Raw genomic sequence first — 25,483 nt, 5'->3', positions numbered from 1 at the left:
CACCGCCCGGCCGTGCCGGTTCAGAGGCCGTCGGGTAACCGGATGGTTACGTTGTGAAAAGTTGTTCGGCGTTGATGCGTCGAGCGGCTGCACGTTCGGCGGTGTTGGCCCATCGGGTCGGTTGACGGGCCAGGCGTATCGCCATGAGTCGAATCATTGCGACTTTGATCATGGTCTCGGAGTTGGTGGTGAGGCGTTCGTAGTCGCGGGCCAGGCGTCGGTTGCGGATCAGCCAGCCGAAGGTGCGTTCCACGACCCAGCGGCGGGGTAGGACCTGGAAGCCTTTGACGTCGTCGGTGCGTTTGACGATCTGCAGCAGGATGCCGAGTTGGGTCTTGGCCCAGGTCAGCAGACTGGTGTCGACGCTGTTGGCGTAGCCACCGTCGGCCCAGACGACGGCGATGGTGGTGAAGGTGGCGGCGAGGCGGTGCAGCAGCGCCCGTCCGCCGGGTCGGTCCTGTACCGAGGCGGAGGTGACCGCGACGACGAGCAGGAGTCCCATCGTGTCGACGATCAGGTGTCGTTTCCGGCCGGTGGTGCGCTTACCCATGTCGAATCCACGAGACTCACCTCCCTCACTGGATTTGATCGACTGGGCGTCCAGAACCGCCGCCGTGGGCTCGGGTTCCCGCCCGGCCTGCACGCGCACCTGCCGCCGCAGTTCGTCGTGGATGGCATCCCACGTGCCGTCTCGGCGCCAGGTGGTGAACCACCGATGCGCCGCGTCCGGCGGGGCCAGATCGTGAGGCATCAACCGCCACGCACAGCCCGACCGCAGCACATAGAAGATCGAGTTCAGAATCAACCGATCGTCGTACACCCGCGGACGTCCGCCTTTGCGCAGGTCACGCACCGGCATCAACGGAGCCAGGACAGCCCACATCGCGTCGGTCAGGCTGGATGAGTAGCATCTACGGGCGTCGTCCCCGCCAAGATCCCTGGTGACTGGATAGGTCGTCAGGCGGTTGTGGTGTCTGTTGTGGAGGCTGGTAGCTTGGCGGGTTGTGCCTGCCGAGTCGTTGCCGTCGTATGACGAGCTGGTTGCGCACGTCGTGGAGTTGACCGCCCGGTTGGAGCAGGCTCTCGCGCGGGTTGCGGATCTGGAAGCCCGGTTGAAGTTGTCGTCGTCGAACTCGTCGAAGCCTCCCTCGTCGGACGGGTTGGCCAAGCCGGCGCCGAAGTCGTTGCGCGGGCGGTCGGGTCGGGGTCCGGGACGGCCGAAGGGTCAGGACGGTGTCACCTTGGAACGGGTGGCGGACCCGGACGTGGTGCTCCGGCACCGGCCCGCGGTTTGCGCCGGGTGCGGGAAGAGCCTGGCGGCGGCTACCGAGATCGAGGTGACCCGGCGGCAGGTGATCGACCTTCCGGAGCCGAAGCCTCAGGTGACCGAGCATCAGCTGATCACTTTGGCCTGTGCGTGTGGGCATCACACCACCGCGCCCGCGCCGCCAGAGGCGTCCGCGCCGGTCGTGTACGGGCCGCGTCTGGCCGGGATCGGCGTCTACCTGCTGCACGGGCAGTTCCTGTCGGTGTCACGCACGGCGGCGGCGATCAAGGACCTGTTCGGGGTGCCGGTCGCGGCGGGCACCGTGGCCGGCTGGGTGAAACGCACCGCCCTGGGCATCATCGACCGCGTGCTGCCGGTGATCGCCGGACGCGTCGCCGCCGCACCGGTAGCCCATTTCGACGAGACCGGGATGCGCACCGCAGGCCGTCTCGCGTGGCTGCACTCCGCCTCCACACCCACCGACGTGCTCCTCGCCGTGCACCCGAAACGCGGCACCATCGCGATGGACGAGATCGGGATCCTCCCGCGGTTCCGCGGGGTCGCGGTGCATGACGCGTGGGCGCCGTACGACACCTACACCGACGCGGTCCACGCGCTGTGCAACGCCCACGCGCTCCGCGAGTTGATCTATGTCACCGACACCGCCACCGGCCTGGTCGCCGACCTCGCCGGCCAGGCCATCAGCGCCCTGCGGCAGCTGAACCAGCTCGTCGGCACCGCGCACACCGCCGACGCCACACCTGATCAGGCCGACCTCGCCTACCACCTGCACCTGTTGCGCAGCGCGGTCGTGCTCGGCGCCCAAGCCACCGCCGAACGCGCGAGCAAGCTCGAACGCAAGCATCACGCCCTGTTCGTCCGGCTGCGTGACCGCCGCGACGACTACCTGCGCTTCGTCACCAACCCCGCCGTCCCGTTCGACAACAACCCGGCCGAGCGGACCATCCGCATGCCGAAACTGAGGATCAAAGTCTCCGGCAGCATGCGCACCCTCACGGGAGCCGAACACTTCGCTGCGATCCGCAGCTACACAGCCACCGCCACCCGAAACGGCCTCGGCATGCTCGACGCCCTCATCACCGCCGCCGCCGGCAACCCCTGGATCCCCACCACCGCCTGACCACCGGCTCCAACACGCCTCGATTCAGGGACCTATCCAGTTACGATCCCTGTTGCACACACATCAAGATCATGGCGGGGATGACGCATTTGTCGAGCACCCGACATCGACGTTTCTCGCCGTAACAGCCCGCCCTCAATCGGTTACCCGACGGTCTCTCAGGCGCGGCGCACGTGGCGCCAGGGCCGGCCCTCGTCGTCGGTACGCAGGAAGCTGCCGTCGCCGAGCGGCTCCAGGTCGTACGAGTCCCGGGTCGGGGCGTCGAGGACGCCCCGGATCTCGCCGGTGCGGACGTCGACCAGGTGGTGCCGGTGCCACTCCTCCTCGGTCTCCTCGTCCTCACCGACGATCGTGACGACCACGGTGTCCGGGTCGAGATAGCCGCCGGCCCACTCCACCATGGCCTCGGGCCACTCCTGACCGAACGCCGCCACCGGGATCCGGACCACCTCCTCGCCGTCCGGCCAGGTGTGGAAGGCGACGTCCTCCTGCTCCTGCTGCACGGTCATCAGGTGCCGGCCGTCCGGGGCCAGGCCGACCACCACGCGGTCCTCCCATGGGTAGTCGGTCAGCTCGATGCCCGCCTCGGTGAGGTGGCCCCGGAACACCCGCGAGCCGTCCTGACCCTCGCCGACGTCGAGCAGCATGTGCACGCCGTCCGGGTGGGGGAAGTGTTCCCCGCCGTGGCCGACGCTCTGCAACTCGACGTCCGACCGGACGGCGCCCGTGTCCGCGTCGAGCGCCAGCCACCGGTCCAGCCCGTTGCCCCGCCCCGCCATCCCGTCCGGCCGGTAGACCCACACCAGCCGTTCGTCGAGGGAAAATTCGCAGGAGACCCGGGCGTTGACGGGCGCGGCCCGCTGCGAACCGAACTCCCGCCGCCAGCGCGCGCGGCCGTCGCGGTCCACGCACACCACGGCGTCGGTGGTCGCGTACACCGCCTGGCTCAGGTCCCGGCGTACCGCGCGGCCCTCGATCCGGGCAGTCTCGCCGCTCAGGTCGAAGGCGGCGTCGGGGGAGAGCGGCCCCGTCGCGGCCGGCGATCCGGAGAGGTCGTACGCGAGCAGCCGCCCGTCGACCAGGCGGGTGTGCACCGGGAGGATCACCGTCATGGCCGGTGACGTTAGCCGACCCGGGTGACACGACGAACTTCCGGAAAACCCGATCTCTAATACGCGAGTTGCAGGTTCTTCGTGGGTAGAGTGGCGCGGTGCATAACGGAGTGCAGGCTCAGGTGCCGGTGCTGTACGTCGCGGACGCCGACGCCGCGCGGCGGTTCTACGCGGTCTTCGGCTACTCCGAGCAGCGCTCCGGCGGCGAGGGCGAGTCGCGCTGGTCGTACCTGCAGTGCGGCGAGCTGACCCTGCTGCTGGCCGCGGTGAAGCCCCGTCTGGTCACCGTCGAGCTGCCGCGAGGTTGCACTGCGCTGACGCCCCGCGATCAGCCCTTTGGGGCTGCTTGTAGTTATGGCGACAACTGCTGAGCGCATTGAGGGCGTGGCATTCGAACATGTTGCGGTGCTCTCGCCTGGCTGGGTCCGCGCGGCTCTCTCTGGATATCCGGGGCGGTGGTAGGCGGCATCCCCAGCCGAAGAACTCGCCGAGGCGCTCCTATTCGGCGTTGCCGACAATCGAGAAAAGCGTGCGGACTATCTCTGAGCCCTGCTCCACCATTGCCGCCTGGGTCGTACTCCCATGGGGACAGTCTCCTTCGTCTCAATCGGTATCGTCCCGTTGAGATTTGCCAGGGTTAGATGCCTGCGCGGCCGCTGCGCCGCCCGGAGATCATTGAACCACCGCACGAAGGTGCCGACAAGTATGCCGTCCGGATCGTTGACGATGTAGATGCCGGTCAGCTCGACGATGTCCTTGCGCTCTTGGCCGTCGACGTGCTGGTGCATCTGCCAGATCAGCCGACCGCCGTATTTGCCGTCTGAGGGATTCTGCACCAGCACGAACGAGGTGGGGTACTTGGCGAGCACCGCCTCCAGTACGGCTTCCTTGCCTTGTTGGCCGGCTTTCACGATCTCCCGGTAGTGTGCCAGGTAGTTCTCGGCGACGAGTTTCGCGATGGATTCGTCGGCCTGGCGCTCCAGCCGGTTCATGTCATCTTCCGACAGCTGCACGATGCGGTGATAGGTTACTTTTCCGAGCTTTCGGTTGAGTGAGTCGAGGTAGCGGACACTGTGGTCTTTGACGTGAGCGTCGCCCGGCTGCATTCCAATCTCCACAAACGAGTTGACCGCGTAGATCCGGGTGTCACCGTCCTCGCGCGCCGACTCGATGACCATCCGCGCGGCCGCGTACAGGGCTCGTGCCTTCTCGTCCCTCTCTGGTGAGTGCTGGCCGGGGTCCAACGGGTAGTACCGGACGGACAGGCCGGCGCGCCTCGTCAGTTCTTCGACGCTACCTCGGAGCGAGACGAGGATGGCGATCGCCACGATGAGGCTGAAGATGAGGATCACCGTCAGCCATGTCGTCTGAGTGGCGGCCTTGTCGGCGACGCTCTGGCCCAGTTCGCCCAGCAACGTCTGACCGAGCACCGCGAGCGCGAACGCGATACCGGCGGTGAGGACGGCGACAAGAGGGTTATTTCGGAATACCAGCCAGGTTTTGCGCATCTGACCACCCGTTCTGGAGTTTTTATTGCGCGCGGTGTCGAATACAGGGCTCCACGGTGTCGCATCGTGATATTTGCATGCCGATCAAGGCGCCGAAAGTGACAAAGATCCGACAGTGGAGCCGTTCTCGGTGGCGGCAGCTAGTGTCGCCTGTCGTAAGTGCTTTGTGGACAGGTGGCGGCGTGTCTGGTGTAGCGGGCGAGGATGGTGTTGCTGGCCGCGGAGGGATGCCGAAGGGTGGTCAGCTTCTACCGGTCATTCACGCCGGTCTACGAGAGCGAATTCGAGTTCCACCGTCCGGACGGAAGGACACACGAAGGCCTGCTCCGGTTCGCCGACACCCACGGCTGCGATCTCTGACCGCAGCGGCCTCGGGACGCGATCCGGTCTCACCGTCGACTGCAGGCGAGGCCGAGCCAACTGGGCCATCCGCTGGAAGCCTGTCCTCAGCGGCTTCCCGACCACCTTCGAAGGCCGCATCGTCCCCAGCACCACCAACTGAACCTGCCGGACCGGTTACCCCGAAGTCGGGCACTCCCGGATCCGCGAAGCGCCACGGCCGGACGGAGCCGTTTCGTACGATCGACAGCGACCACCTGGACGCCGAGCCCGTTCGGTAACCCGGGCCCCGGCGCTCGTCGCCGCGCGGATCCCACCGCCGCTGCTCGCGGCCGCCGAGCCGCGTCACACCGCCGGGCCGATCGCCCCGGACCCGGGACGGGCCGCCCGACGGAGAGGAACAGGCGAGTGGACACCTCGTTCGAGACTCTGCGTGCGGAGCTGACCGACGGCGTCCTGACGGCGACGCTGGACGCGCCGCCGATCAACATGATCGGCCCGGAGTTGGTACGGGACCTGGTCACCCTGCTCGGCCGACTGACCAGGACCACCGAGGTGCGGGTAGTCGTCTTCGACAGCGCCGACCCGGACTTTTTCATCTCTCACGTCGATCTGACCAAGGTCGCCGAGTACTCGGCCGAGGCGGCCAAGGCGGGCGGGGGTCCGCAGGACGCCTTTCTCGGCATGGTGCTATGCAAGCTGAGCGAGGTGCCGGTCGTCACGATCGCGAAGCTGCGCGGACGGGCTCGGGGAGCGGGCAGCGAGTTCGTGCTCGCCTGCGACATGTGCTTCGCGGCGCGGGAGAACGCGCTGCTCGGCCAGCCCGAGTGCGGTTTCGGCGTGGCACCCGGGGCTGGTGGCGTACAGCACCTGGCGCGCCTGCTCGGCCGGGGGCGGGCCATGGAGATGATCCTCGGCGCGCAGGACGCGGACGCTGACCTCGCCGAGCGGTACGGGTGGATCAATCGGGCGCTGCCCGATGCCGAGCTCGATGAGTTCGTGGCCAGGCTGGCCCGACGGATCGCGTCCTTTCCCCGGGCGGCGATCCAGTCCACGAAGCGGGCCATCAACGAGCTGACGCTCCCGCCGGCTGACGCGGTGCGCGCTGACGGCCGCCGATTCCAGGAGCTGGTCGCCGCCCCGGAGGTACAGGACCGGGCAAAGGAGCTGTTCGGCCAGGGCTTCCAGACCCGGGGCCCGCTGGAGTTGGACCTCGGCGCACGGGTCGCCGAGTTGCCGGCCGCCGGGTGAGGATCCGCTGACCCTGCTGCTGGCGGCGGTGAAGCCGCACCTGGTCACCGTCGAGCTGCCCCTGCTGATCTACCTCTACGTCGACAACCTGGCGGTGACCATCGTCCGGCTGACCGCCGCCGGGCATCCCGTCGAGCGGGCCGGCTACCCCGAACAGGCGCCCGGCGGGGAGTGCCGGACCGCCGACCCGGACGGCAACGTCGTGGTCTTCGGGCAGCGCCGGGCCGTCCCCGGGCAGGCCCGGGTGGAGCAGTCCGGGGGCGAGGCACGCTTCTCGCTGATCCGCCAAGCGGCGGAGGCGGTCAGCCGGAGGGCGGCGCGCCGGCCGTTCCTCCAGGCCCGTCGCTTTCAGCGGAAGCGAGCCGTTAAGGGATGACGTCCGACCAACTGCGGTTTGCGCAGCTCGGTCGCCGGTGTCATGTCGTTGAACTCGTGCGCTTGCTGCAACTGCGGGTTGTGTGTCGACCGATCGAGGACCACTTCCGGCGGAGGCTGGCTGCCAGCATCGGCTAATCGGGTCAGGTCATTTAGCGGAGCCGCTCACCAGCTGGGCGACGGTACTCTCCTCCTGCCCGTCTTGATCAACGACAGAGTTAGGAAAGGCGCGATGGCGTTGCGTTTCAACACTCCTCCGGGCTGGCCCCCGGCTCCGCACGGCTGGCTACCGCCGGCCGGATGGCAGCCGGACCCCTCGTGGCCGGCACCTCCCGTGGGATGGCAGCTCTTCGTCGACGACGCCGCTCCTGCCGCACCGGCGAACCTGCCGGCCGTGCTAACCCCGGCAGAGGTCTCCGCACCGGAGACGCGTCCGCAGACCCTTGAGCTGCAGCCGGTCAGCCCCGCGCCCGTCTCACCGCCGGCCACGGCTGCGGTTCCGCCGCCGCCCGTGACGCCCAGCCCGGAGCCGGGAGTGCTGTGGGCGGCCACGGGCCAGCCACTCACCGGTATCGGTGCTGGTCGGTACAAGCTGACAGCGACAATGCTCTACTTCGAGCGGGGCGTCCTCTCGACGAACGCACAGCAGGTCCCGATCGGCGACGTGGTTGACGTGGATCTCCGGCAGTCGATCACACAGAAGGCTCGGGGCGTCGGCAACGTCATGGTCAAGGTGCAGCGCACCAATGGCTTCGAACTCGTGGTCCTCGAAGACATTCCGGAGCCGCGCAACGCGGTGTCGATCATCAACGAGACGGCTCACGTGGCCAGGCTGGCTCAGCAGGAGCGGGTGAACACCCGGCACTACTCGGGACTGCCCGCCATGGCTACGCCGCCGCACGCGGCCCCGGCCGCTGCGCCAGCGCCGGCACCGGTCGATCCGATCGCGCAACTCCGGCAGCTCGGCGAGCTTCGTGACGCGGGAATCCTCACGGAAGAGGAGTTCGCGGCGAAGAAGGCGGAGATCCTGTCGCGGCTCTGACCCCACCGCTCGGTCCGCGCCGGGTCCTGACGGCCTGGCAGGGCTCCGATGACCTGGTCACCTGGGCTTAGGATCTTCCGCATGCAGGAGGGCCGGTGGACGACGATCACGCCGTCGCAGTTCGCGCACGAGCGGGAGGCGCTGGCGCACGTCCAGGCGCTGTTGCCGGACACCGAGCCCTACCGGGCGTGGTCGAACTTCACCTTCACCGCCCAGACCGGTCACCCCTACGAGGTCGACCTGCTGGTGGCGGGACCGGGCGGGCTCTACCTGATCGAGATCAAGAGCCTGACCGGCCGGCTGGTCTCCAGCGGCTCCAACTGGATCCTGAACGGGCCCAACAGCACCCGGACCTTCGAAAACCCCCTGCACCTGGCGGACATGAAGGCCAAGAAGCTCAAGTCCCTGCTCCAGGTCGCCGCTACTCAGCGCAAGGGCCCGCCGGTCAAAATCCCGTTCGTGCAGGCGGCGGTGTTCCTGTCCAAGCCCGGCCTGCACATCGGCCTCTCCGACCACCATCTGCACGGCATCTACGGCCCGGAGCCGGCGGCCGGTCACCAGCCGGGCCCGCTGCCGGCGATCACCTCCCTGTTGCAGCGCCCGCCGCAGGACGAGCGGCAGCGGGTCACCAAAGAGATGTCCGCGGCGCTGCCGGACCTCCTCAAGGCGGTCGGCATCGCCCGGAGCCGCAAGCACTACGAGATCGGGTCGTGGCAGCTGGAGCCGCGCCCGTTCGACCTCGGCCCCACCTGGCAGGACCACCAGGCCCGGCACCGCGACCTGGAGCGGGAGCGCCGGCGGGTCCGGATCTACCTGGTCGAGCGCAACGCGGTGCAGGCCGAGCGGGCCAGCATCGAACGCGCCGCCAAGCGCGAGATGCAGGTGCTGCACGGCATCAACCACCCCGGCATCGTCCAGGTGGACTCGATGGAGTCGCACGAGGCCGGCCCGGCGCTGATCTTCCGGTACGACCCCCGCTCGATCCGCCTCGATCACTACATGGCCCAGTACGGCGACCGCCTCGACGCGCTGAGCCGCCTCGCGATGATCCGCCAGCTCGCCGAGACGGTCGCGTACGCGCACCGTCGCCGGCTGCACCACCGCGCCCTGTCGGCGCGCAGCGTGCTGGTCAGCCCGGGACGCCGGCGGCGGGGTGGCAGCGAGGACGAGGCGTGGCTGACTCCTCAGCTGCAGCTCAGCGACTGGCAGGCGGCGACCCGTGGTGTCGACGGGAGCGGCGGGGGCAGCAGCGGCGACCCGGTCACGCTCTCCACGCACGCGGCCTCGCACATCGAGCGCTCGGCCGAGGCGTATCTCGCGCCGGAGCTGACCGCGCCGAAGCCGGACGCGGTCGCGATGGACATCTTCGGTCTCGGCGCGTTGAGCTACCTGATCCTGACCGGCCAGCCGCCGGCGGCGAAGCGGGCCGAGCTGCTCACCCGGCTGGCCCGGGACAACGGGCTGCGCGCCTCCGCGATCGCCGACGGGATCACCGAGTTCGCCGACGAGCTGATCCAGGCGGCCACCGCCCCGGTGCCGACCCAGCGCCTCACCACCGTGGCCGAGTTCGTCGAGATGCTCCAGGTGGTCGAGGAGGAGCTGACCGCCCCGCCGCCGACGTCGGTGCACCCGGAGGAGCCGGAGCCCGAGCAGGTCGACCCCCTTGAGGCGCGCGGCGGCGACCGGGTCGGCGAGTGGAAGATCGTCCGCAGTCTCGGCACCGGCTCGACCTGCCGGGCGTTCCTCGGCTTCAACGAGCGCACCCGCCGGGAGGAGGTGCTCAAGGTCGGGCTCTCCGACGAGAAGGGCGCCCGGCTGGCACACGAGGCGAGGGTGCTCGGCCCGCTCACCGACTCGCGGGTGATCCGGCTGGCCCGGCCGGAGCCGCTGCAGATCGGCACCCGCACGGTCGTCGTGCTGGAGCACGCCGGTGACCGCACCCTGGCCCGCAAGCTGCGCGACGACGGCCGGCTCACCGTCGACGAGCTGGAGACCTACAGCGACTACCTCTTCGGCGCCCTGGACTACCTGGAGGGGGAGGGCGTCTACCACCGGGACATCAAGCCGGACAACATCGCCATCCGGGTACGCCCCAACCGCACCAAGCAGCTCGTGCTCTTCGACTTCTCCCTGGCCGGCGTCTCCGTCAAGGAGATCACCGCCGGCACCCCGCGCTACCTCGACCCGTTCCTCGGCACCGCGAACCGGCCCGGCTACGACAAGCAGGCCGAGTGGTACGCCCTCGGGGTCACCCTGCACGAGATGGCCTCCGGCGAGCTTCCCGTCTGGGGTGACGGCGGCACCGAGCCGCAGCTGACCGAGGGCCCGCCGGTGCTCGCCGTCGAAGCGTTCGACCCGGCGGTCCGCGACGGCCTGGTGGAGTTCTTCCAGCAGGCCCTGCACCGGGACCACCGCCGCCGGTTCGCCTCGCTCAAGGACATGCGCGACGCCTGGCAGCAGGTGTTCCGCCGCTCCGACGCGAGCGCCCCGGTCGGCACCGACCACCCCGAGATCGAGGCCGACGAGCCGGACGAGAAGGCCGCCGAGGCTGCCCGCGACGAGGCCGCCACCAAGGCGACCCGGGCCACCGCACTGGAGGCCGCCGGGCTCACCCCACGCGCCGTCTCCGCCGCCCACCGCCTCGACGCCACCACCGTCGGCGAGCTGCTCACCGTCGCCAACAAGCTCGCCCACCTGCCCGGCCTGGGCGCCAAGACCCGCCAGGAGTTGCAGCGTCGGGTGAAGGAGTGGCGCGGCCGGCTGGGGGAGCGGGAGACCATCCCCACCACGCCCGCCGCCCGCAAGGCCGCGACGGAGGAGGTGGCCTCCGAGGCCGCCGCCGGGGACGGCGACCCCGATCTGGTACGCGTCGGGCTGGACGCGATCGCCACCCTGCTCGTCCCGGCCAGCCGCAACCCCAACGACGTCGAGGCCACTCGGCTGGCGCTGCACCTGCCCGACGCCATCGGCGCCCTGCCGGACCTGCCGCTGTGGCCGCAGCACCCGCAGGTGGCCAAGCCGCTCGGTGTCACTCCCGCCCGGATCGCGCAGATCCTCGGCAAGCAACGCAAACGCTGGCACGACATCCCGGTGGTCGGCAGCGTGCGTACCCAGATCATCGAGCTGTTGCGCGACGGCGGCCGGGTGATGGGCGTCGCCGAGCTGGCCGCGGCGCTGCTCGGCAGCCGCGGCTCGGTGCGTACCGGGGATGCGCTGCGTCTCGCGGTGGCGGTCGCCGCGGTGCGGGCGGCCGTGGAGGTCGACGCGCTCGCCGACGAGCCGCGCCTGCTGCTGCGCCGGCACGCCCGCGCCGACATCAACGGCAAGCCGCACCCGCGCGGTGACCGGCTGCTGGTGGCCCTCGAAGCCGGCGAGGACGACGCGCCGGACACCCCGGCCGCGCCGGCGCTGCTCGACTACGCCGACGCGCTCGGCAAGGCCGCCGACAAGCTCGCCGCCAGCGAGGTGCTGCCCAGCCCGGCGACGGTGCTGCGTACCCTCGCGGCGGTGACCGCGCCCGGCGGGGCGGCCGACGCGATCGACGAGCGGCGGCGGGTGCTGCTCGCCGCGGTGGCCTCGGAGCGGGCGGCCGCGACCGCGCGGCTGGAGCTCTACCCGCGCGACCTCGATCCGGTACGCGCGCTGCGGCTGGTCCAGGCCGGCGTGGTGCCGCCGGCGACCTCGCCGGAGGCGGGTCGCGGGCTGACGCCGGAGCAGGTTACCCAACGGGTGCGGACGCGCTTCCCGGAGCTGGATCCGCTGCCGCCGCACCCGAAACTGGACCGGCTGCTCGCCGAGGCCGGCTTCGAGCTGCGCTGGGACCGCGACAAGTACGTCCCGCCGCCGCCCCGCGCCGGCTCGTCCTCCATGTCGATCATGCAGCGGCGCCCGTCGGTGACCGTCGCGCCGAGCCGGTGGACGGCCGAGTCGCCGGAGCTGGCGGCGGCGATGCGGGCCGAGGAACGGCTGACCGGCGCGCGGTCCGCCGGAGGGTTCCGCGCGCTGACGGTACGACTGTCGCGGTACGGCCTGGCGCGCGAGGAGCTGGCCCGGCGCTTCGACGCCCGGCCGGTCAACGTGGCGGCCCGCTTCCTGAACCACCTGCACGCCCTGGTCGACGCGCACCCCAAGCCGACGTGGGAGACGGTGGTCGGCGCGGACATCGCTCCGCCCGGCTCCCGGGGGGCCATCAAGCTGGGGGAGTACGTCGAGCGGGCGTGGCAGTTGGCCGCGCCGGAGCTGCGGGCCGAGCTGTCCGCCGAGGCGGGGCCGGTGCTGCTGCACGACGCGGCGGTGCTGGCGCGGTACCGGGCGATGAACCGGCTCTACGAGCTGGCCGATGCGGCGCGCGGCGGTGGGGGCGGCGTGTGGGTGCTCTGCCCGATGGAGGATCCGGCGCTACTGCCCAAGCTGGACGGGGCGGTGGTGCGGGTGGGCGACAACGAGTGGATCGCCCTACCGGACGCCTGGGTGGTCAACGCTCACCGCAGCACTGTCCCTGCCTGACACGGAACCCGCGCCGGGGGCCGAGGTCGGTCGTCCCGAAGCCGGTGGCACACTGGTCCCTCCCTCCGACCGCCCAGGTCGGAGGGTTGAACGACCAAGAGGGGCGGACTGGTGGCGAAGAACGCGGGGGGCGGAGGGGCGGCCGTTGTCGGAGTAGTGGTCGCCTTGGTGTTGGGCCTCTTCCTGTTGCCGGTCGTCGGAACGATCTGGGGCCTCTGGGTGATCCTCTGCTGGCTGGTCCGCAGGGGTGGCGAGCAGGCTCCCACGACGGGTAAGGCGGTCCTTGGAGCGTGCGTGGTCGTGGTGTCCGTCGCTCTCGGCGCAGCCATCTACCCTGCTGCGTTCAAGCAAGATGCGCCCGTATCCGCTGCCTCGGCGGGAACCACACCGACTCCGCTGGTTTCGATCTCTGCTGCTCCGGTTTCCGCCTCGCCTTCTCCGACGGTGCCCTACGTGGTCGGGAGCAACCTCTCCAGGGCTACCGGCATGCTCGTGCGTGATTTCGATTTACGAGCGGACTGGAAGGACCACTCACCGCTCGGACGGAACATCGTCAGCGACACCGACTGGACGGTCGTCGCGACGGACCCGCCGGTCGGCACTGCCGTCCCGCCGAAGACCCAGGTCACGCTGTTCGCCCTCAAGGAGAGTGAGGTGTTCTGGTTCTCGGCACATCCGGTGATGCCGCCGCTGCCGAAGAATGCACCGACCGACAGCCTGCTTGAGGGCAATGGTCTGCTGGCCGGGGTCCGCGAACTAGTCCTCGTTCGCTACGCGAAGGGCAAGGCGCCGGCAGGTGCTAAGGCCGCGGTCGACGCCCGCGTCGTAAAGGGCTCGGAGCCGGCTCAGGAGGTGAAGGCGCGGGCCGGTTTGAAGGTGGCGCACCCGTCCGATTCCGTCGTTGTCAGTAGCATCCCGAGCGCAGCGCAGCCCGTACGGCAGGGGCGACTGATCGTCGTGACGGTCAAGGACATGGAGCGGACGACCTCGTCGGGCGGTAACGGTGACGGCAACCTCCCGTACATTCCCGGCAATGATGATGACGACGACGACTTCAACGTGCCGGGGTGGCTCTGCCCGACCAGGTTCTGTTGATCAGAACCGCCTTCTGCTTCCGATGACAGCGAAGGTCGCCTTGGCTCGACGCGGTTGACCTGGATCCATTGCGGGCTGCGCTACCGTCCGGACATGACCTCGTCATGTCGCGCCCTCACTCCGACCTCGGCGGAGCAACCGTCGCCATGATCCTCACAAGCGACACCGACGTCACCGCCGGGCGTATCGCCGAACTCCGGCAGTACATGGCTGAGCACGTTCTGGGACCGTCGGGAGGATGCATCTGCCGAAGGCTCGGCAGCTGTCGACAGAGCGTTCTGAGCCGCCGACGTGGGGGGTCACGTCCGGAGGCTGCGTTCGCCGCAGGGCAGCTGTCCCATGTCGGCCACCACTACGACCTGGCAATCGGCGGGGTACCAACGCGTGTCCTGGTCATCGCGATGGAGACCGGACGAGCGCGAGAGAGCGTGACACTCGAGATGCGCCACGCCGAACTGATGCAGTCAGCGAGTGAGACGTTCACGAAGCGGAACGCGCACATGCAGGGTGTGACGAGCGCCCTCCGGCCCGTCCTCGGCCGGCAGCCCGGCCCCGATCGTGGAGGCGAACTGCTTCGTCTGAACGCCGTGCCTTCGCCCGTGCATCTCTTCGATGCTTTCGCCATGGCGAACATGCGGCTCTGCTCGGCGACTGACCAGGGCACGACGAAATCGCGAGGCAACGCGACGATGAGCCGCAACTGCGCCCCGCGCATGGCGGCGACCATCAAGGTCCTCGAGCCGACCCTGTGCATCGTTCAGGGAGCCCCGGTCCACACGGCGCTCGCCGCGCTGATGAGCCGCCGCCGGGAGCTTGGCCCGCGACTGGAGCAGGCGCGAATCGCCGGCGTCGACACGCTCATTGCCGCCTTCACCGACCCGTCGGCATGGGGCGTTCACCGCTGGGCGGGCCTCACGAATGTTCCATATCTTTATGAGACGGTCGTGCCGACGATCATGGAGGCGCGCCGGTTCATGAATCAACAACGAACCTCAACCGGCAACACCACGTTGCCGTCCCAGCGGAACCGGTGGGTCACCGGCCGTCAGCCGCCGGGGTAGCGGCTCCACCAGTATGGGTTGATCGCGGGGACGTACTCGCCACCAGATGGGCTGTCCTCGACCTGGGTTACAAGATCCCGGGCCAGGGTGTCGGCCGTCCAGGCCAACTCCAGCCGGGACAGCCAGTCGACCGGAAGGGCGTCGGTCCGTGCACCGTTCCTAGCAGGGCGCCAGCCACCCTCACGGCGTGGCCGCCGTCGCCAGCCGAGGCGGCGAACAGGAGTGCCTCTCGGACGGTCTCCGGCCCAGGAAAGGATGCGGCGGTGTACGCGCCACCGGCCAGCGCGGAAACCGCCCTCGCGTCGGGAGCGAGGCGGATGAGCTCGTGGAGCATACCCGGGCGCGACCGGGCCGCAGTCAGCGCTGGAGCCAGCGACCGCTCCGCGGCCTGGAACCAGCCCGCAGCGTGCAGCCGTGCACTCTCCAGGGCGTCGTTCAGGCGATTTCCTGCGGCGAGGAGGCGAACCACCGTGGCACCGAGCCAGGCGGCGCCCAGCGCTTCACCTGTGTGCGTGAGCGCGGCGATTTCAGCCGGGTTGCAGCTTGGGTATAGGCCGACCGGCAGGGTCCGCGAGAGGGCGTGTGCCCCGGTGCTCGTGCCGGCGGGCTTGTCGATCGTCCCCATCGTTTGCCGCTGCAATGCCGCCACCGTCGCTGGTGCTGAGCCGCGTCGCTCCGCCAACGCCGGCACCCTGGACAGCCAACCGGTGGGCGAATCCTCATCCGGCAACGGCTTCACGCCGGAGATGCCCTGGATCGTGGCCCAGCGATGGTACGAGCGCCAAACAACGCTGGGTGGGTGGCAGATTCCTCGGTGGGCGGCGCGTACGTCAGCGCGGATAAGGCCTTCGAGGGTGAAGCAGGCGAGCTGGCCGGCACTGGTGGCCCGAAGCGTCCCGCTGGCCGGTACGTTGCCGCCGGTCGCGCCGATCGCGTCACCGAGCATCAGCCCGAGCACGCAGCCCCGAGCGGTCGTGAGCTGCGCTGCCGTCACCTTGGTCATTCCGCGAAGCATAGGGGCGGGTCCAGCGGGAGCGGCTCGGGGCCGGGGTGCCGGTGGCGGGGCGGAGGCCGGCGAGCTGTACGTACACCTCGCGCTTGGCGGTCGCCTGGCCGCGCCGGTTGATGACGTAGCCGGTCAGCCAGACCCAGCCGGCGTACGTCGGGCGGTCGCAGACTGAGACGACCCGGAATGTGAGGGAGCGGTTCCCGGCGAACTGCACCGAGGCGCGGCCGTCGATCCGCAGCAGGTCGCCGGTTTGTGGGCGCACCGCTACCAGTGGCCCTCGTTCGGCGGCCGGCACTCGCGGGCGTGCATGGTCTGCCAGTCGCGCAGTGCTCGCTTGAGCCGGTCGTTCTCCTGGCTGAGCATGCGTACCTGCTGGTGGAGGTCGTTCAGCTCGTGGGCGACCAGGGTCTGGAACTCGCGTACCTGATCGGGGTCGGCGCCGCGACGGCGCGGGTCGAACGTGCGGGTCCGCACCTCGTGCGGGGTCAACCGGTCCGGGCGGCCGGTCCCGTAGAGCTGGCCACCTCGATACACCTGGGCCACGTCGGTCCTTTCCTGATCAGGCGGGAGCGGGGGAGGTCCTTGCGGTGGGTCTGGAAGGGCGGGCCGTCCGCACGCCGGCCGCGGGCGGCCCGCCCGCTCCGCCGCCGCAGCTCTGATCAGCGGTACGACGGCGGAGCAGTCCGGTGGGTCGGGACGGGCATGCGCACCCGCCCCGACCAGGGGGATGAGCCGTACTCGTTGCCACGCGAGGAGCGGCCCGGAATCAACATATCTAGACATGTCAGATGAGTCAACGCTGCTTGTTGGGCGCGTCGCGGTGTGATCGAATCGGATTGCCACGCGAGGAGTGCCATGCGAGAAGTGCCGGATTACTGGCGCATCGCCGATGATGTGATCGCCGACGTCAGGTCCAAGAAGCTCAAGCCGGGGGACAGGCTGCCTTCAATCAGCGAGCTGCGCGAGAAGTACGGCGTCAGTCACGGGACCGTGCAAATGTCCTACGCGCGGCTGGAGGCGCTGCGGGTGATCCGTCGGCAGCAGGGCAAGGGTGTCTTCGTCACCGACCCGAAGACCTGGATGCGGGAGCCGTAGGTAGCGACCCGTCGGCCAGAACGGGCCTTACGGGTACCTCCGTCCCGTGGGCGGGACGACTAGAGTCGTCGCGTGATCGACCGGAAGCTGCTCTTGTCCGACCTGCAGAAGCAGGTCAAGAACCTGGAAAAGGACCTGCGGGAGCAGGCCGAGTCGGTCGAGGAGGTGCGCTTCAGGCTGCGTGGCGAGTACGACCACGCCTTCAAGGTCGGGCGTACCGCCGCCACCTGGGTGGCCTGGCGGGACGAGCGGGTGACCCAGGTCGCCGTCGCCTGGGTGCTCGGCACCGTGTTCGTACGCTTCTGCGAGGACAACGGGCTGCTGGCCGAGCCGTACCTGGCCGGGCCGGGGGACCGGCTGGTGTTGGCCGAGGAGGCCGAGGCGCAGTTCTTCCGTGACCGGCCCGAGGAGACGCTGCGTGGCTGGCTCGAGAAGGGCTTCGACGCCATCGCCAGCACTCAGGCCGGCAAGTCGCTGTTCGAGGAGCGGCACAACCCGCTCTACCAGATCCCGCTGTCGCACGACGCGGCCAAGGAGTTGATCGGCTTCTGGCGCCGGCGCGGCGAGAGTGGCGGACTGGTGCACGACTTCACCGACCCGGAGTGGGACACCCGCTTCCTCGGCGACCTCTACCAGGACCTCTCCGAGGCGGCCCGCAAGACCTATGCCCTGCTGCAGACGCCGGAGTTCGTCGAGGAGTTCATCCTCGACCTGACCCTAACCCCGGCGATTGAAGAGTTCGGCCACGACGTGGTCAAGATGATCGATCCGACCTGCGGCTCGGGCCACTTCGTCCTCGGCGCCTTCCACCGGATGCTCGAGGAGTGGGAGCAGGCTGCCCCCAACCGTGACCCCCACGAGCGTGTGCGCCTTGCCCTCGACGCCGTCCACGGCGTCGACATCAACCCCTTCGCCGTATCGATCGCCCGCTTCCGCCTCCTAGTCGCCGCCCTGCGCTCCTGCCGTTTCAAGACTTTCGACGACGCGGCAGGGTACGCGTTCCCCCTGCACCTGGCGGTCGGGGACTCGCTCATCAAGGCTCGGCAACTCGACCTTTTCGGTGGCGTGGATCAACTGGCCGACTTCCACTACGCCACGGAGGACGTGCACGAGCATCCCGGCATCCTCGAAGAGCGCCGCTACCACGTCGTCGTGGGCAATCCGCCATACATCACCGTCAAGGACAAGGGTCTCAACGACCTGTACCGCCTGATCTACAGCGCGTGCGCGGGCACCTACGCTCTGTCAGTTCCCTTTTCCCAGCGCTTCTTCCAGTTGGCGAAGTCGGCCGATGCCGATGGCAGGAGTGCGGGTCACGTCGGTCAGATCACGGCGAACTCGTTCGCGAAGCGGGAGTTTGGCAAGAAGCTGATCGAGGACTTTTTCGCGCACGAGATCGACCTGACCCACGTGGTCGATACGTCCGGCGCCTACATCCCCGGGCACGGAACGCCGACAATAATCCTCGTAGGCAGGCACCGTAGGCGGTACCGAGCCGAGACGGTTCGAGCGGTGATGGGTATCCGAGGCGAGCCAACTGCGCCTGCCGATCCGAGTCGGGGGCTTGTGTGGCGAGCAATCGTCGATCAGGTTGGCAGGCCGGGATCAGAGAGCAGTTGGGTCAGCGTCGATGACATCGACCGGCCCCGACTTGGCAGCCATCCGTGGAGCCTTGGTGGCGGTGGGGCTGCAGCCCTAGCGGAAGCCATTCAGACCGCTACTAGCGAGGGTCTAACCCGAGAGATTGAAGCGCCGGTCGGACGGGCGATCCGAGCGGGTGCCGACGAAGCCTTCACGCGACCACTCAATCGCGGCCTGCGGACGAGGGTAAGCGCAATCGCGCTCCGGCCCCTGCTGACCGGCGATGCGGTGCGAGATTGGTACGCCAACCCCGAGGATGCGATTTGGTATCCCTACGAGCCTGCGCTCGGCGCGGACGGTCTTGCCGACGAACTGTGGCCGTGGCGGCATCTTCTCGAGGAGCGGCGCACCTTCCAAGGCAGCATGGCGGACGCCGGGCTCCGCTGGTGGGAATACATGCAACACACCGCCTCCGCCTATCGGACACCGCTGTCGATTTCGTTTGGGGAGGTGGCGACGCATAACCATTTCGTCCTGGATCGGGGAGGGAAGGTCTTCAAGCAGACCGCTCCCGTGATCAAGTTGCCGGGAGGGGCGTCGGAGGACGATCACCTGCGGTTGCTCGGGCTGCTCAACAGTTCGACCGCCTGCTTTTGGCTGAAGCAGGTTTGCCATAACAAGGGGAACGAGGGCTACCAGTCTGGGTTCAAAGCGGAAATGTGGGAGCGGTTTTACCAGTTCAACGGCACGAAGATTGAACGGTTTCCGCTGCCGTCGGCGTACCCGTTGGAACTTGCTCGTGGGATGGACGAGCTATCGCAGCGGTTCGCGACGGTGAGCCCGGCGGCGGTCGCGGCCTCCGGCGTGCCGACCCGCGAGCGGCTGGCTGCCGCCTACGGCGACTGGCACTCGGTCCGGGCGCGGATGATTGCGTTGCAGGAGGAGTTGGACTGGCAGGTCTACTCGCTCTACGGGCTGCTGGATGAGGAGTTGACCGTCCCGGCCGGCTCGGTGCCGGAGTTGAGGCTGGGGGAGCGGGCGTTCGAGATCGTCCTTGCCCGCAAGGTCGCCGCCGGTGAGGCGGAGACGCAGTGGTTCGCCCGGCACGGGTCGACGCCGATCACCGAGCTGCCGGCGCACTGGTCGGACGAGTATCGGTCCATGGTGGAGCGGCGGATCGCGGTCATCGTGGGCAACCGCAACATCGGGCTGATCGAGCGACCGGAGTGCAAGCGGCGCTGGGCCAGCGAGGGCTGGGACGCGATGCAGGCCAAGGCGCTGCGTGACTGGCTGCTCGACCGGTGCGAGGCGCGGGAGCTGTGGTACCAGCACGTCGACGGTCTGGAGCAGCCGCGCCCACTGACCACCGCCCAGCTCGCCGACGAGCTGCGCCGCGACGACGATGTGCTCACCGTCGCCAACCTCTACGCGCCTGGTCAGGATCTCGGCAAGGTGATCGCCGACCTGGTCGCCGACGAGCACGTGCCGCACCTGGCCGCGTTGCGCTACAAGGACTCCGGGCTGGCCAGGCGCGCGGACTGGGAGCAGGTGTGGGACCTGCAGTGGCAGGAGGACGCGTTGCCCGACGAGGCGGCGAAGCGGGAGTTCCGCAAGCAGATCCCGGTGCCGCCGAAGTACACCTCGGCGGACTTCCTCAAGACCAGCTACTGGCGGCACCGGGGCAAGCTCGACGTGCCCAAGGAGCGGTTCGTCTCGTACCCGGGTGCCAGCCGCGACGGTGACCCGTCGCTGCTGGTCGGCTGGGCCGGCTGGGACCACCGTGAGCAGGCCCAGGCCCTGGCCACCCTGATCGTCGCCCGCGAGCAGGAGGACGGCTGGGCCGCCGACCGGCTGCTCCCGCTGGTCGCGGGGTTGCGCGAGATCCTGCCCTGGGTACGCCAGTGGCACGGCGAGTTCGACCCCGAGTGGGGCGCCTCGCCGGCGGACATCTACGCCGGCTTCCTCGCCGAGACCACCAACCGCCTCCACCTCACCGACGCGGCGCTCACGTCGTGGCGCCCGACCAAGGCCACCCGTGGCCGCAGAGCTAAGCAGTGAACAGAGCAGAGATCGTCGCTGTGTACCCGTGCCCGCACGTCAGGAGTCGATAATGGATAACGAGATTCAGCTGATCAGTGACGGCGATGGGCTGGCGGTCATCGGGCATCCGGCGGCTGTCGAACGCTTCCTCGTCTCTGAGGGACTGCCGTCGAAGGACCTCGGACTGCACCGGCTCGGACCTGCCCTCGGTAAGGCCGCGGGAGTCGCACAGGCAGGTTCCGAATTCGCCGCCAACTCAGGTCGCTGGATGAAACTGACCGAGGAGTCCGCGAGGGTCGCGACGAAGTTCCCGCTAGTCAAAAACTCGTCCTCCGGCAACTTGCATGCCACGTTGAGGGCGCAGAATGGCCAATTCGTCAAGAACCTCCAGTTCGTGAAGGGACATGGATCGGTTGTGACCAACCCTGCGCTCCTGGCCGGCGCAGCGGGGCTCATGGCACAGCTTGCGATGCAACAGAGCATGAAGGAGATCACCGACTATCTCGCCACGATCGACGAGAAGGTCGACGATGTGCTCCGCGCCCAGAAGGACGCCGTGTTGGCCCGCATGATCGGGGTGGGCTTCGTCATCGAGGAGGCCATGACCATCCGAGAGGCGAGGGGCCGGGTCGACGAGGTCACGTGGTCGAAGGTGCAGGGCTCGCCGGCGACGATCGCGGAAACCCAGGCGTACGCGTTGCGTCAACTCGACGCGCTCGCGGAGAAGCTGGAGCGCAAGACCGCGATCGGTGATCTCGCCAAGGCGGCCAGGGAAGCAGAGTCCAAGGCACAGGAGTGGCTCGCTGTCCTGGCTCGCTGCTTCCAGCTGCAGGACGCGATCGCCGTGCTCGAACTCGACCGGGTGCTGGACGCGTCACCGGGGGAGTTGGACGGGCATCGCCTCGGACTGAAGGCTGCCCGGCAGAACCGGCTGGAACTCATCTGCCGGTGCACCGAGCGCCTGATGGCCCGCATGGACGCGGCTGCGGGCACGGCCAACACGAAGGTGCTGTTCCATCCGATGGACTCCCCGGCTGTGGTGCAGGCGAGCAACCATGTCTCGATCGCCGTCGTCGACTTCCACGGGCGGCTCGGGATCGAGGGCGCTCGCCAGTCGTCGGAGGCAAGGCGATGGATGGACGCGGCCATGGAGGCGAGGGATAAGGCGCTCGAGACAGGAGCAGACGGCGTTGGTACCGCCAAGCGCCTCGGCAACGAGACCTTCGACCGAGCCAAATCGGTGACGGGCAAGCTCTCCGGCCGGTTCGCCGAGCGAGCGCTCCGCTGGCGCGGGGACGACGAGAAACGCGACGAGAAAGACTGAGTGGGCGTCGACCGTCAGCCACGCGGGCTCTCCGATGGGACTGGACACGGCCAGCCGGTTGCTGCTGGAAGCCAACGGAATCAGGCCCCACCCACACCCTCGATTGCGGTGAGCCTGACAACTGAACCACTGGCTCCTGGCCCCTGACCCGCCCTGCTCTTGAGGGCGGGTCAGGGAGACCCGTACGTGAGAAGTCTCGTTGCCGAGGAAGGCAGGATGGCATCACGACCCCCCTCGGGGTACCAGATCAGGAAAGTGCACGCCACGCTGGGGAAGCTGCAGCGGTACACACTCAACAAGCCGCTGACGTTCCGCTGCGCGACCTGCCGTCGCACCAACGTGTCCAGCTCCGTCGTGACGGTCTCGGGCGACTGGTCCCAGCTGCTCTGTGGCGGATGTTACGGACGACAGGCAGCACCGCAGGTCAGCACGGCACGGACGCCGGCGCCCCGAGAACCCACCGGGCGGCCGCAGCCCGAGACGCATCGGACCGCCAGCCCGCTGCCCCGGGACATGGTCTGGCTCGCCGCCCTGCACCGTTCGGTTGTCGAGGGCAAGCAGCTCTCCCCGTCCGAGCGGGAGCTTCACCGCCGACGTGCCGGTGAGCCTTCCTCCATCGCCGCGATCAGGTACGCGGAGTTGCTTGTCGATCTCGAGATCCGGATCGCCGGACTGAACGGCAGTGCCGCCGAGGAACTGACGGTGACCCGCGAAGAACTCGGGCTCCGCCGGGAAGAAGCGGTCGACACCTTCCGTGCCGCCTCTCATGCCCGGAGTCAGGCGACATCCGATGGTTCGATCGAGGAACCGGTGGAGGCCCGGGTCATTCGTGAGGTCGCACCGCACACCTTCGACAAGGCGTTCGCGAAGGCGCTGCGTCGCAGGGGTGTACGGGTCGGTGCGCTTGAACCTCCGACTGCCGATGTGTGGACGTGGCTGCAGGCGTATGACGAGCACCCCGTCGAGCTGCCCGCCGAAGTGAAGCGGCTGAGGAAGCTGAGCCCGGAGGACTTCGCGCGCGAAGCCGTGGCAGAGGTCAACCGTTGGGAGTGCGACCAGGCAATGGCGCACCCCGCGGTGGCGGAGCAGTGGGCGGAATGCACGGAAGAGATCGTGACGGAACTTGTGCGCGCCCGCCGGTCGCTGGAGGCCGATCTGTCCGGTGGGGTAGGTCAGGGCGTCGTGCCGCGCCTGCGCCGCGCCGGTGAGGCGTACGCCCGGGGCAGCGCCCGCTGCCTGGAAGCTCAGCTTGTGATGGCGGAACTACGGGCACAGGCGAGCCGCCTTCACCGGGCGCGGAAAGTGCCTATGGCGCGCGCCGGCTCCGTGGCCGAGGCGACGATGGCCGTGCGGCAGGCCGATCCCGCCCTGGCACGACAGGTCGACCGGGCGTTGGAGGAGCACCGGAAGAGCTGCCCAAAGCGGACGCCTGGGGAGCGCCACGCCGGCTGCGCGTCGTCGATCGCACGAGTTGTGCGCTCGCGTCTGCAGCCGGTGGACCTACCCCGGAGTGCCCAACCCGAGACTCGCGAGCCCGAGGCTAGAGAGCATGCCACCGACGAGGCACGATCGAGTCTGCCGCCGCAGGGTGGGCATGAGCAGGCGGCCTTTCTCTGTCCCGAACTGCTCAAGCAGGTGCCGACCGATGTGGCACGCGTCGTCGGCGCGGTGGACGTCTCATACAACGACGCAGGACAGTTTGGCTTCGCCTGGGTGACCGAGCACGGTGAACTGGGCACCGGCACAGACCGGGCCGTCAACGACCATGACGCGTGCCTTCATGCGGTCTGCCGGGCTGTTCTCGACCTGGGCGGCGAGCTGTCGAGTGTGCATGTCGTCTGTCGGGACGAGCGGGCGGCGTCCGTGGTGCGGTACGTGGTGCGCAATCGGCTCGTACCCGAGGCCCTGGGGTTCCCCGTCTCGGAGCGCACCCGTGATCTGCTGCGGTCACTGATCTCGCGCTCCGGCAAGGCGTTCGTCACTGCCGACAACTGCCCGCAGCCCCATCGAGGCCCGGCGGCGGCGCGACGGCTCGCAACGGTTGCCCTTCAGTCGACGCGAGACTCTCGTGGCGCCCAGACGGTGAAGTCACTAGCGGACGAGATCTCCGATGAACTCCGCAGGGTGGCGGAGTCGCAAGCCTCGCGGCTGCCGAAGCAGACGGGCACAGCACAGAGGATCGCGGGCGACTTCGACGCTGGGCAACTCCGGTGGACGGTTGCGGTTGGGAGGGCGCAGATCGGCGGTGGGTGGTGTGCTCTCCCCGACGGGTTGACAGCGTTACCAACCGACCGAAAGCACATCCGGATAGGCGTCAACCATCCCGGCCAGACGAAACAGGGCCGGATCGTGGAGAGCGACGTCGAAGTCCGGCGGCTCGGCGGCCAGTGGGAGCTGCACGGAGTGGCATGGCCGCGAGGACTCCTGCCTGGGACCGTGGTCACCTTCCAGTGGCGTCCGAACGATGAACTGGTCCTGGCCACCACTGATCTACTGCCTCGACCGCAGCGGGTCGACGACCTGACCTACCGACACCGCTACGACATCCGGGTTGTCGTCAGGGAGAACGCGCCGGGCGCTGACGACGAGGGCGGGACGCCTGACCTCTCCGATACCGGGTGGGTCCTGCGCACGCTGCGGAAGCTGGGCCATCTCAGCCCCGACGGCAGCGCAATTCTGGCAGAAGCGGCGCTGTTGACTAACTGTCTCCAGCTTGGCCTGCCGCCGAGCCGCGCGAACCGGATCCAGCCTGCCCTGGAAGACCTGATCCGCGATCGACGTCTCGGACGTGTACGAGGAAGCCTGGACCAGGACGGGCTGCCCAGCTATCCGCCCCGAGCCGGTCAAAAACCGGCCGGACTCCTCCGCTTCGCCCCGAAGGTGGTGAGCCTTGCCCCGCATCCTGATCATCGGAAAGAGGAGCCAGTGCCACGCCGCGATCATTGGGTGGACGGCTTCGTACGGCGGCTTCCGGCAGGAGCGCACGCCTCACCGGAGCAGATCGAGGCGCATCGTGAGGCGGTACGCACCGCGAAGATCGTCGATCGCGCTCTTCCTGATGGCTTCACGTACGTCCGGCGCCACCGCCGTCGGGCCCGCTGACCAGGCGACGTTGAGAGGTGTAACAGTGATGGAAACAAAGGGAAAGTCGAATGTGGCCGAGTGGTGGGGTGTTTGCGGACGCTCATGAAGTGAGCTCAGTTCAGGCGCTCCGCCGGCAGCGCCGGTGCGACGGCACCGGCAGCTTTGCGCTGAGCTGCGTCGCGCGGTCGTACGTTTTCGGTACGGCGCGATGCTGCGCGGGACGCCGCCGGTCGCCATTTCATCGCCGAGGTGAAGAGCGTGGTCGCCGGCAACGAGGTCGAGCAGCTCCGGCTCGGTCTCGGGCAGGTCCTCGAGTACCGGTACCGACTCGCCGCACACGGCGTATCCGCCACACCTGTCCTGCTCACGCAGTGTACGGATCCGGCCTGGCTGGCGATCTGTGCCGACAGCGGCGTTCTGCTGTTGGCCGGTGACGAAGAGCCGACCTGGGCGCCAAGACTCACCTCGGCGGTCGTACAGCCGACGGCAGGTACGGTATTCCCGGCTGATCTATCCCGGACATGACGGGTATCTGACTCTCCACCCAGATCATCAGATGAAAAATATTCGATAGTGTCACCTAAAGCGCTGCTCTGACTCCTCGCTGTAGTGGCGGAGCGGATCACCTTTGGGGGTTCTGATGGCGCCGAGCA

At 68.8% G+C, this 25,483-nt stretch carries 18 protein-coding genes and 1 pseudogene; 14 read left to right on the top strand and 5 right to left on the bottom strand.

What is annotated here, in order from left to right; translation table 11 throughout:
- Positions 1-124 precede the first annotated feature (124 nt).
- Positions 125-961, bottom strand: a pseudogene (locus tag OG799_RS14405) (IS5 family transposase); the annotation flags it as partial.
- A 43-nt stretch (positions 962-1,004) separates the two neighbouring features.
- On the opposite strand from OG799_RS14405, the gene tnpC reads away from it, so the two are divergent.
- Positions 1,005-2,408, top strand: a complete 1,404-nt coding sequence (gene tnpC / locus OG799_RS14400; RefSeq protein WP_406043274.1) for an IS66 family transposase — start codon at positions 1,005-1,007, stop codon at positions 2,406-2,408.
- Positions 2,409-2,566: 158 nt separating this feature from the next.
- Here the strand turns inward: tnpC and OG799_RS14395 are convergent, their stop codons facing one another.
- Positions 2,567-3,520 carry a hypothetical protein gene (locus tag OG799_RS14395; protein WP_406045540.1) on the bottom strand — a complete coding sequence of 318 codons (954 nt, stop codon included), beginning with the start codon at positions 3,518-3,520 and terminating at the stop codon, positions 2,567-2,569.
- Positions 3,521-3,618: 98 nt separating this feature from the next.
- Between OG799_RS14395 and OG799_RS14390 the strand changes: the two genes are divergently transcribed.
- Positions 3,619-3,891, top strand: a complete 273-nt coding sequence (locus OG799_RS14390; protein WP_406045538.1) for a VOC family protein — start codon at positions 3,619-3,621, stop codon at positions 3,889-3,891.
- 165 nt (positions 3,892-4,056) lie between these two features.
- Here the strand turns inward: OG799_RS14390 and OG799_RS14385 are convergent, their stop codons facing one another.
- Positions 4,057-5,028, bottom strand: coding sequence for a hypothetical protein (locus OG799_RS14385; protein ID WP_406045536.1), 972 nt, complete (start codon positions 5,026-5,028; stop codon positions 4,057-4,059).
- A 237-nt stretch (positions 5,029-5,265) separates the two neighbouring features.
- Between OG799_RS14385 and OG799_RS14380 the strand changes: the two genes are divergently transcribed.
- The 7 genes from OG799_RS14380 to OG799_RS14350 all read left to right on the top strand — a co-directional run bounded on the left by OG799_RS14380 (position 5,266) and on the right by OG799_RS14350 (position 14,697).
- The gene (locus OG799_RS14380) at positions 5,266-5,388 is read left to right on the top strand and encodes a hypothetical protein (RefSeq protein ID WP_406045534.1); all 123 of its coding nucleotides are present in this window, start codon (positions 5,266-5,268) and stop codon (positions 5,386-5,388) included.
- 387 nt (positions 5,389-5,775) lie between these two features.
- Entirely contained in the window at positions 5,776-6,618 is an 843-nt protein-coding gene (locus OG799_RS14375) for an enoyl-CoA hydratase/isomerase family protein (RefSeq protein WP_406045533.1), read from the top strand.
- A 28-nt stretch (positions 6,619-6,646) separates the two neighbouring features.
- On the top strand, positions 6,647-6,994 hold the full coding sequence (locus OG799_RS14370) for a VOC family protein (protein ID WP_406045532.1): 348 nt from the start codon (positions 6,647-6,649) through the stop codon (positions 6,992-6,994).
- Between the two features lie 333 nt (positions 6,995-7,327).
- Entirely contained in the window at positions 7,328-8,035 is a 708-nt protein-coding gene (locus OG799_RS14365; protein ID WP_406045530.1) for an SHOCT domain-containing protein, read from the top strand.
- 81 nt (positions 8,036-8,116) lie between these two features.
- Positions 8,117-12,541, top strand: a complete 4,425-nt coding sequence (gene pglW / locus OG799_RS14360) for a BREX system serine/threonine kinase PglW (RefSeq protein ID WP_406045528.1) — start codon at positions 8,117-8,119, stop codon at positions 12,539-12,541.
- 111 nt (positions 12,542-12,652) lie between these two features.
- Positions 12,653-13,636 (top strand): hypothetical protein, encoded by a 984-nt coding sequence (locus OG799_RS14355; RefSeq protein WP_406045527.1) that lies wholly within the window; start codon positions 12,653-12,655, stop codon positions 13,634-13,636.
- Positions 13,637-14,064: 428 nt separating this feature from the next.
- Positions 14,065-14,697 carry a hypothetical protein gene (locus OG799_RS14350; protein WP_406045526.1) on the top strand — a complete coding sequence of 211 codons (633 nt, stop codon included), beginning with the start codon at positions 14,065-14,067 and terminating at the stop codon, positions 14,695-14,697.
- Positions 14,698-14,764: 67 nt separating this feature from the next.
- On the opposite strand, the gene OG799_RS14345 is transcribed toward OG799_RS14350, so the two are convergent.
- Positions 14,765-15,700, bottom strand: a complete 936-nt coding sequence (locus tag OG799_RS14345; protein ID WP_406045525.1) for an ADP-ribosylglycohydrolase family protein — start codon at positions 15,698-15,700, stop codon at positions 14,765-14,767.
- 270 nt (positions 15,701-15,970) lie between these two features.
- Positions 15,971-16,249, bottom strand: a complete 279-nt coding sequence (locus OG799_RS14340; protein WP_406045524.1) for a DivIVA domain-containing protein — start codon at positions 16,247-16,249, stop codon at positions 15,971-15,973.
- A 312-nt stretch (positions 16,250-16,561) separates the two neighbouring features.
- Here OG799_RS14340 and OG799_RS14335 point away from each other — a divergent pair, with 312 nt between their 5' ends.
- From OG799_RS14335 to OG799_RS14315, 5 genes are all read left to right on the top strand, one after another.
- A complete protein-coding gene (locus tag OG799_RS14335) occupies positions 16,562-16,801 on the top strand; it encodes a winged helix-turn-helix domain-containing protein (protein WP_280840481.1) in 240 nt (79 codons plus the stop codon).
- A 72-nt stretch (positions 16,802-16,873) separates the two neighbouring features.
- Positions 16,874-20,440 carry a BREX-2 system adenine-specific DNA-methyltransferase PglX gene (pglX, locus tag OG799_RS14330; RefSeq protein WP_406045523.1) on the top strand — a complete coding sequence of 1,189 codons (3,567 nt, stop codon included), beginning with the start codon at positions 16,874-16,876 and terminating at the stop codon, positions 20,438-20,440.
- A 52-nt stretch (positions 20,441-20,492) separates the two neighbouring features.
- Positions 20,493-21,746: a hypothetical protein gene (locus OG799_RS14325; protein WP_406045522.1), complete on the top strand. Its 1,254-nt coding sequence runs from the start codon at positions 20,493-20,495 to the stop codon at positions 21,744-21,746.
- Between the two features lie 255 nt (positions 21,747-22,001).
- Positions 22,002-24,848 carry a hypothetical protein gene (locus OG799_RS14320; protein WP_406045521.1) on the top strand — a complete coding sequence of 949 codons (2,847 nt, stop codon included), beginning with the start codon at positions 22,002-22,004 and terminating at the stop codon, positions 24,846-24,848.
- A 231-nt stretch (positions 24,849-25,079) separates the two neighbouring features.
- Entirely contained in the window at positions 25,080-25,355 is a 276-nt protein-coding gene (locus OG799_RS14315; RefSeq protein ID WP_406045520.1) for a hypothetical protein, read from the top strand.
- Positions 25,356-25,483: the final 128 nt, after the last annotated feature.

The organism is Micromonospora sp. NBC_00898 (genome assembly GCF_045207895.1).
Classification (GTDB): domain Bacteria; phylum Actinomycetota; class Actinomycetes; order Mycobacteriales; family Micromonosporaceae; genus Micromonospora.
This window is presented reverse-complemented; position numbering and strand designations above follow the sequence as displayed.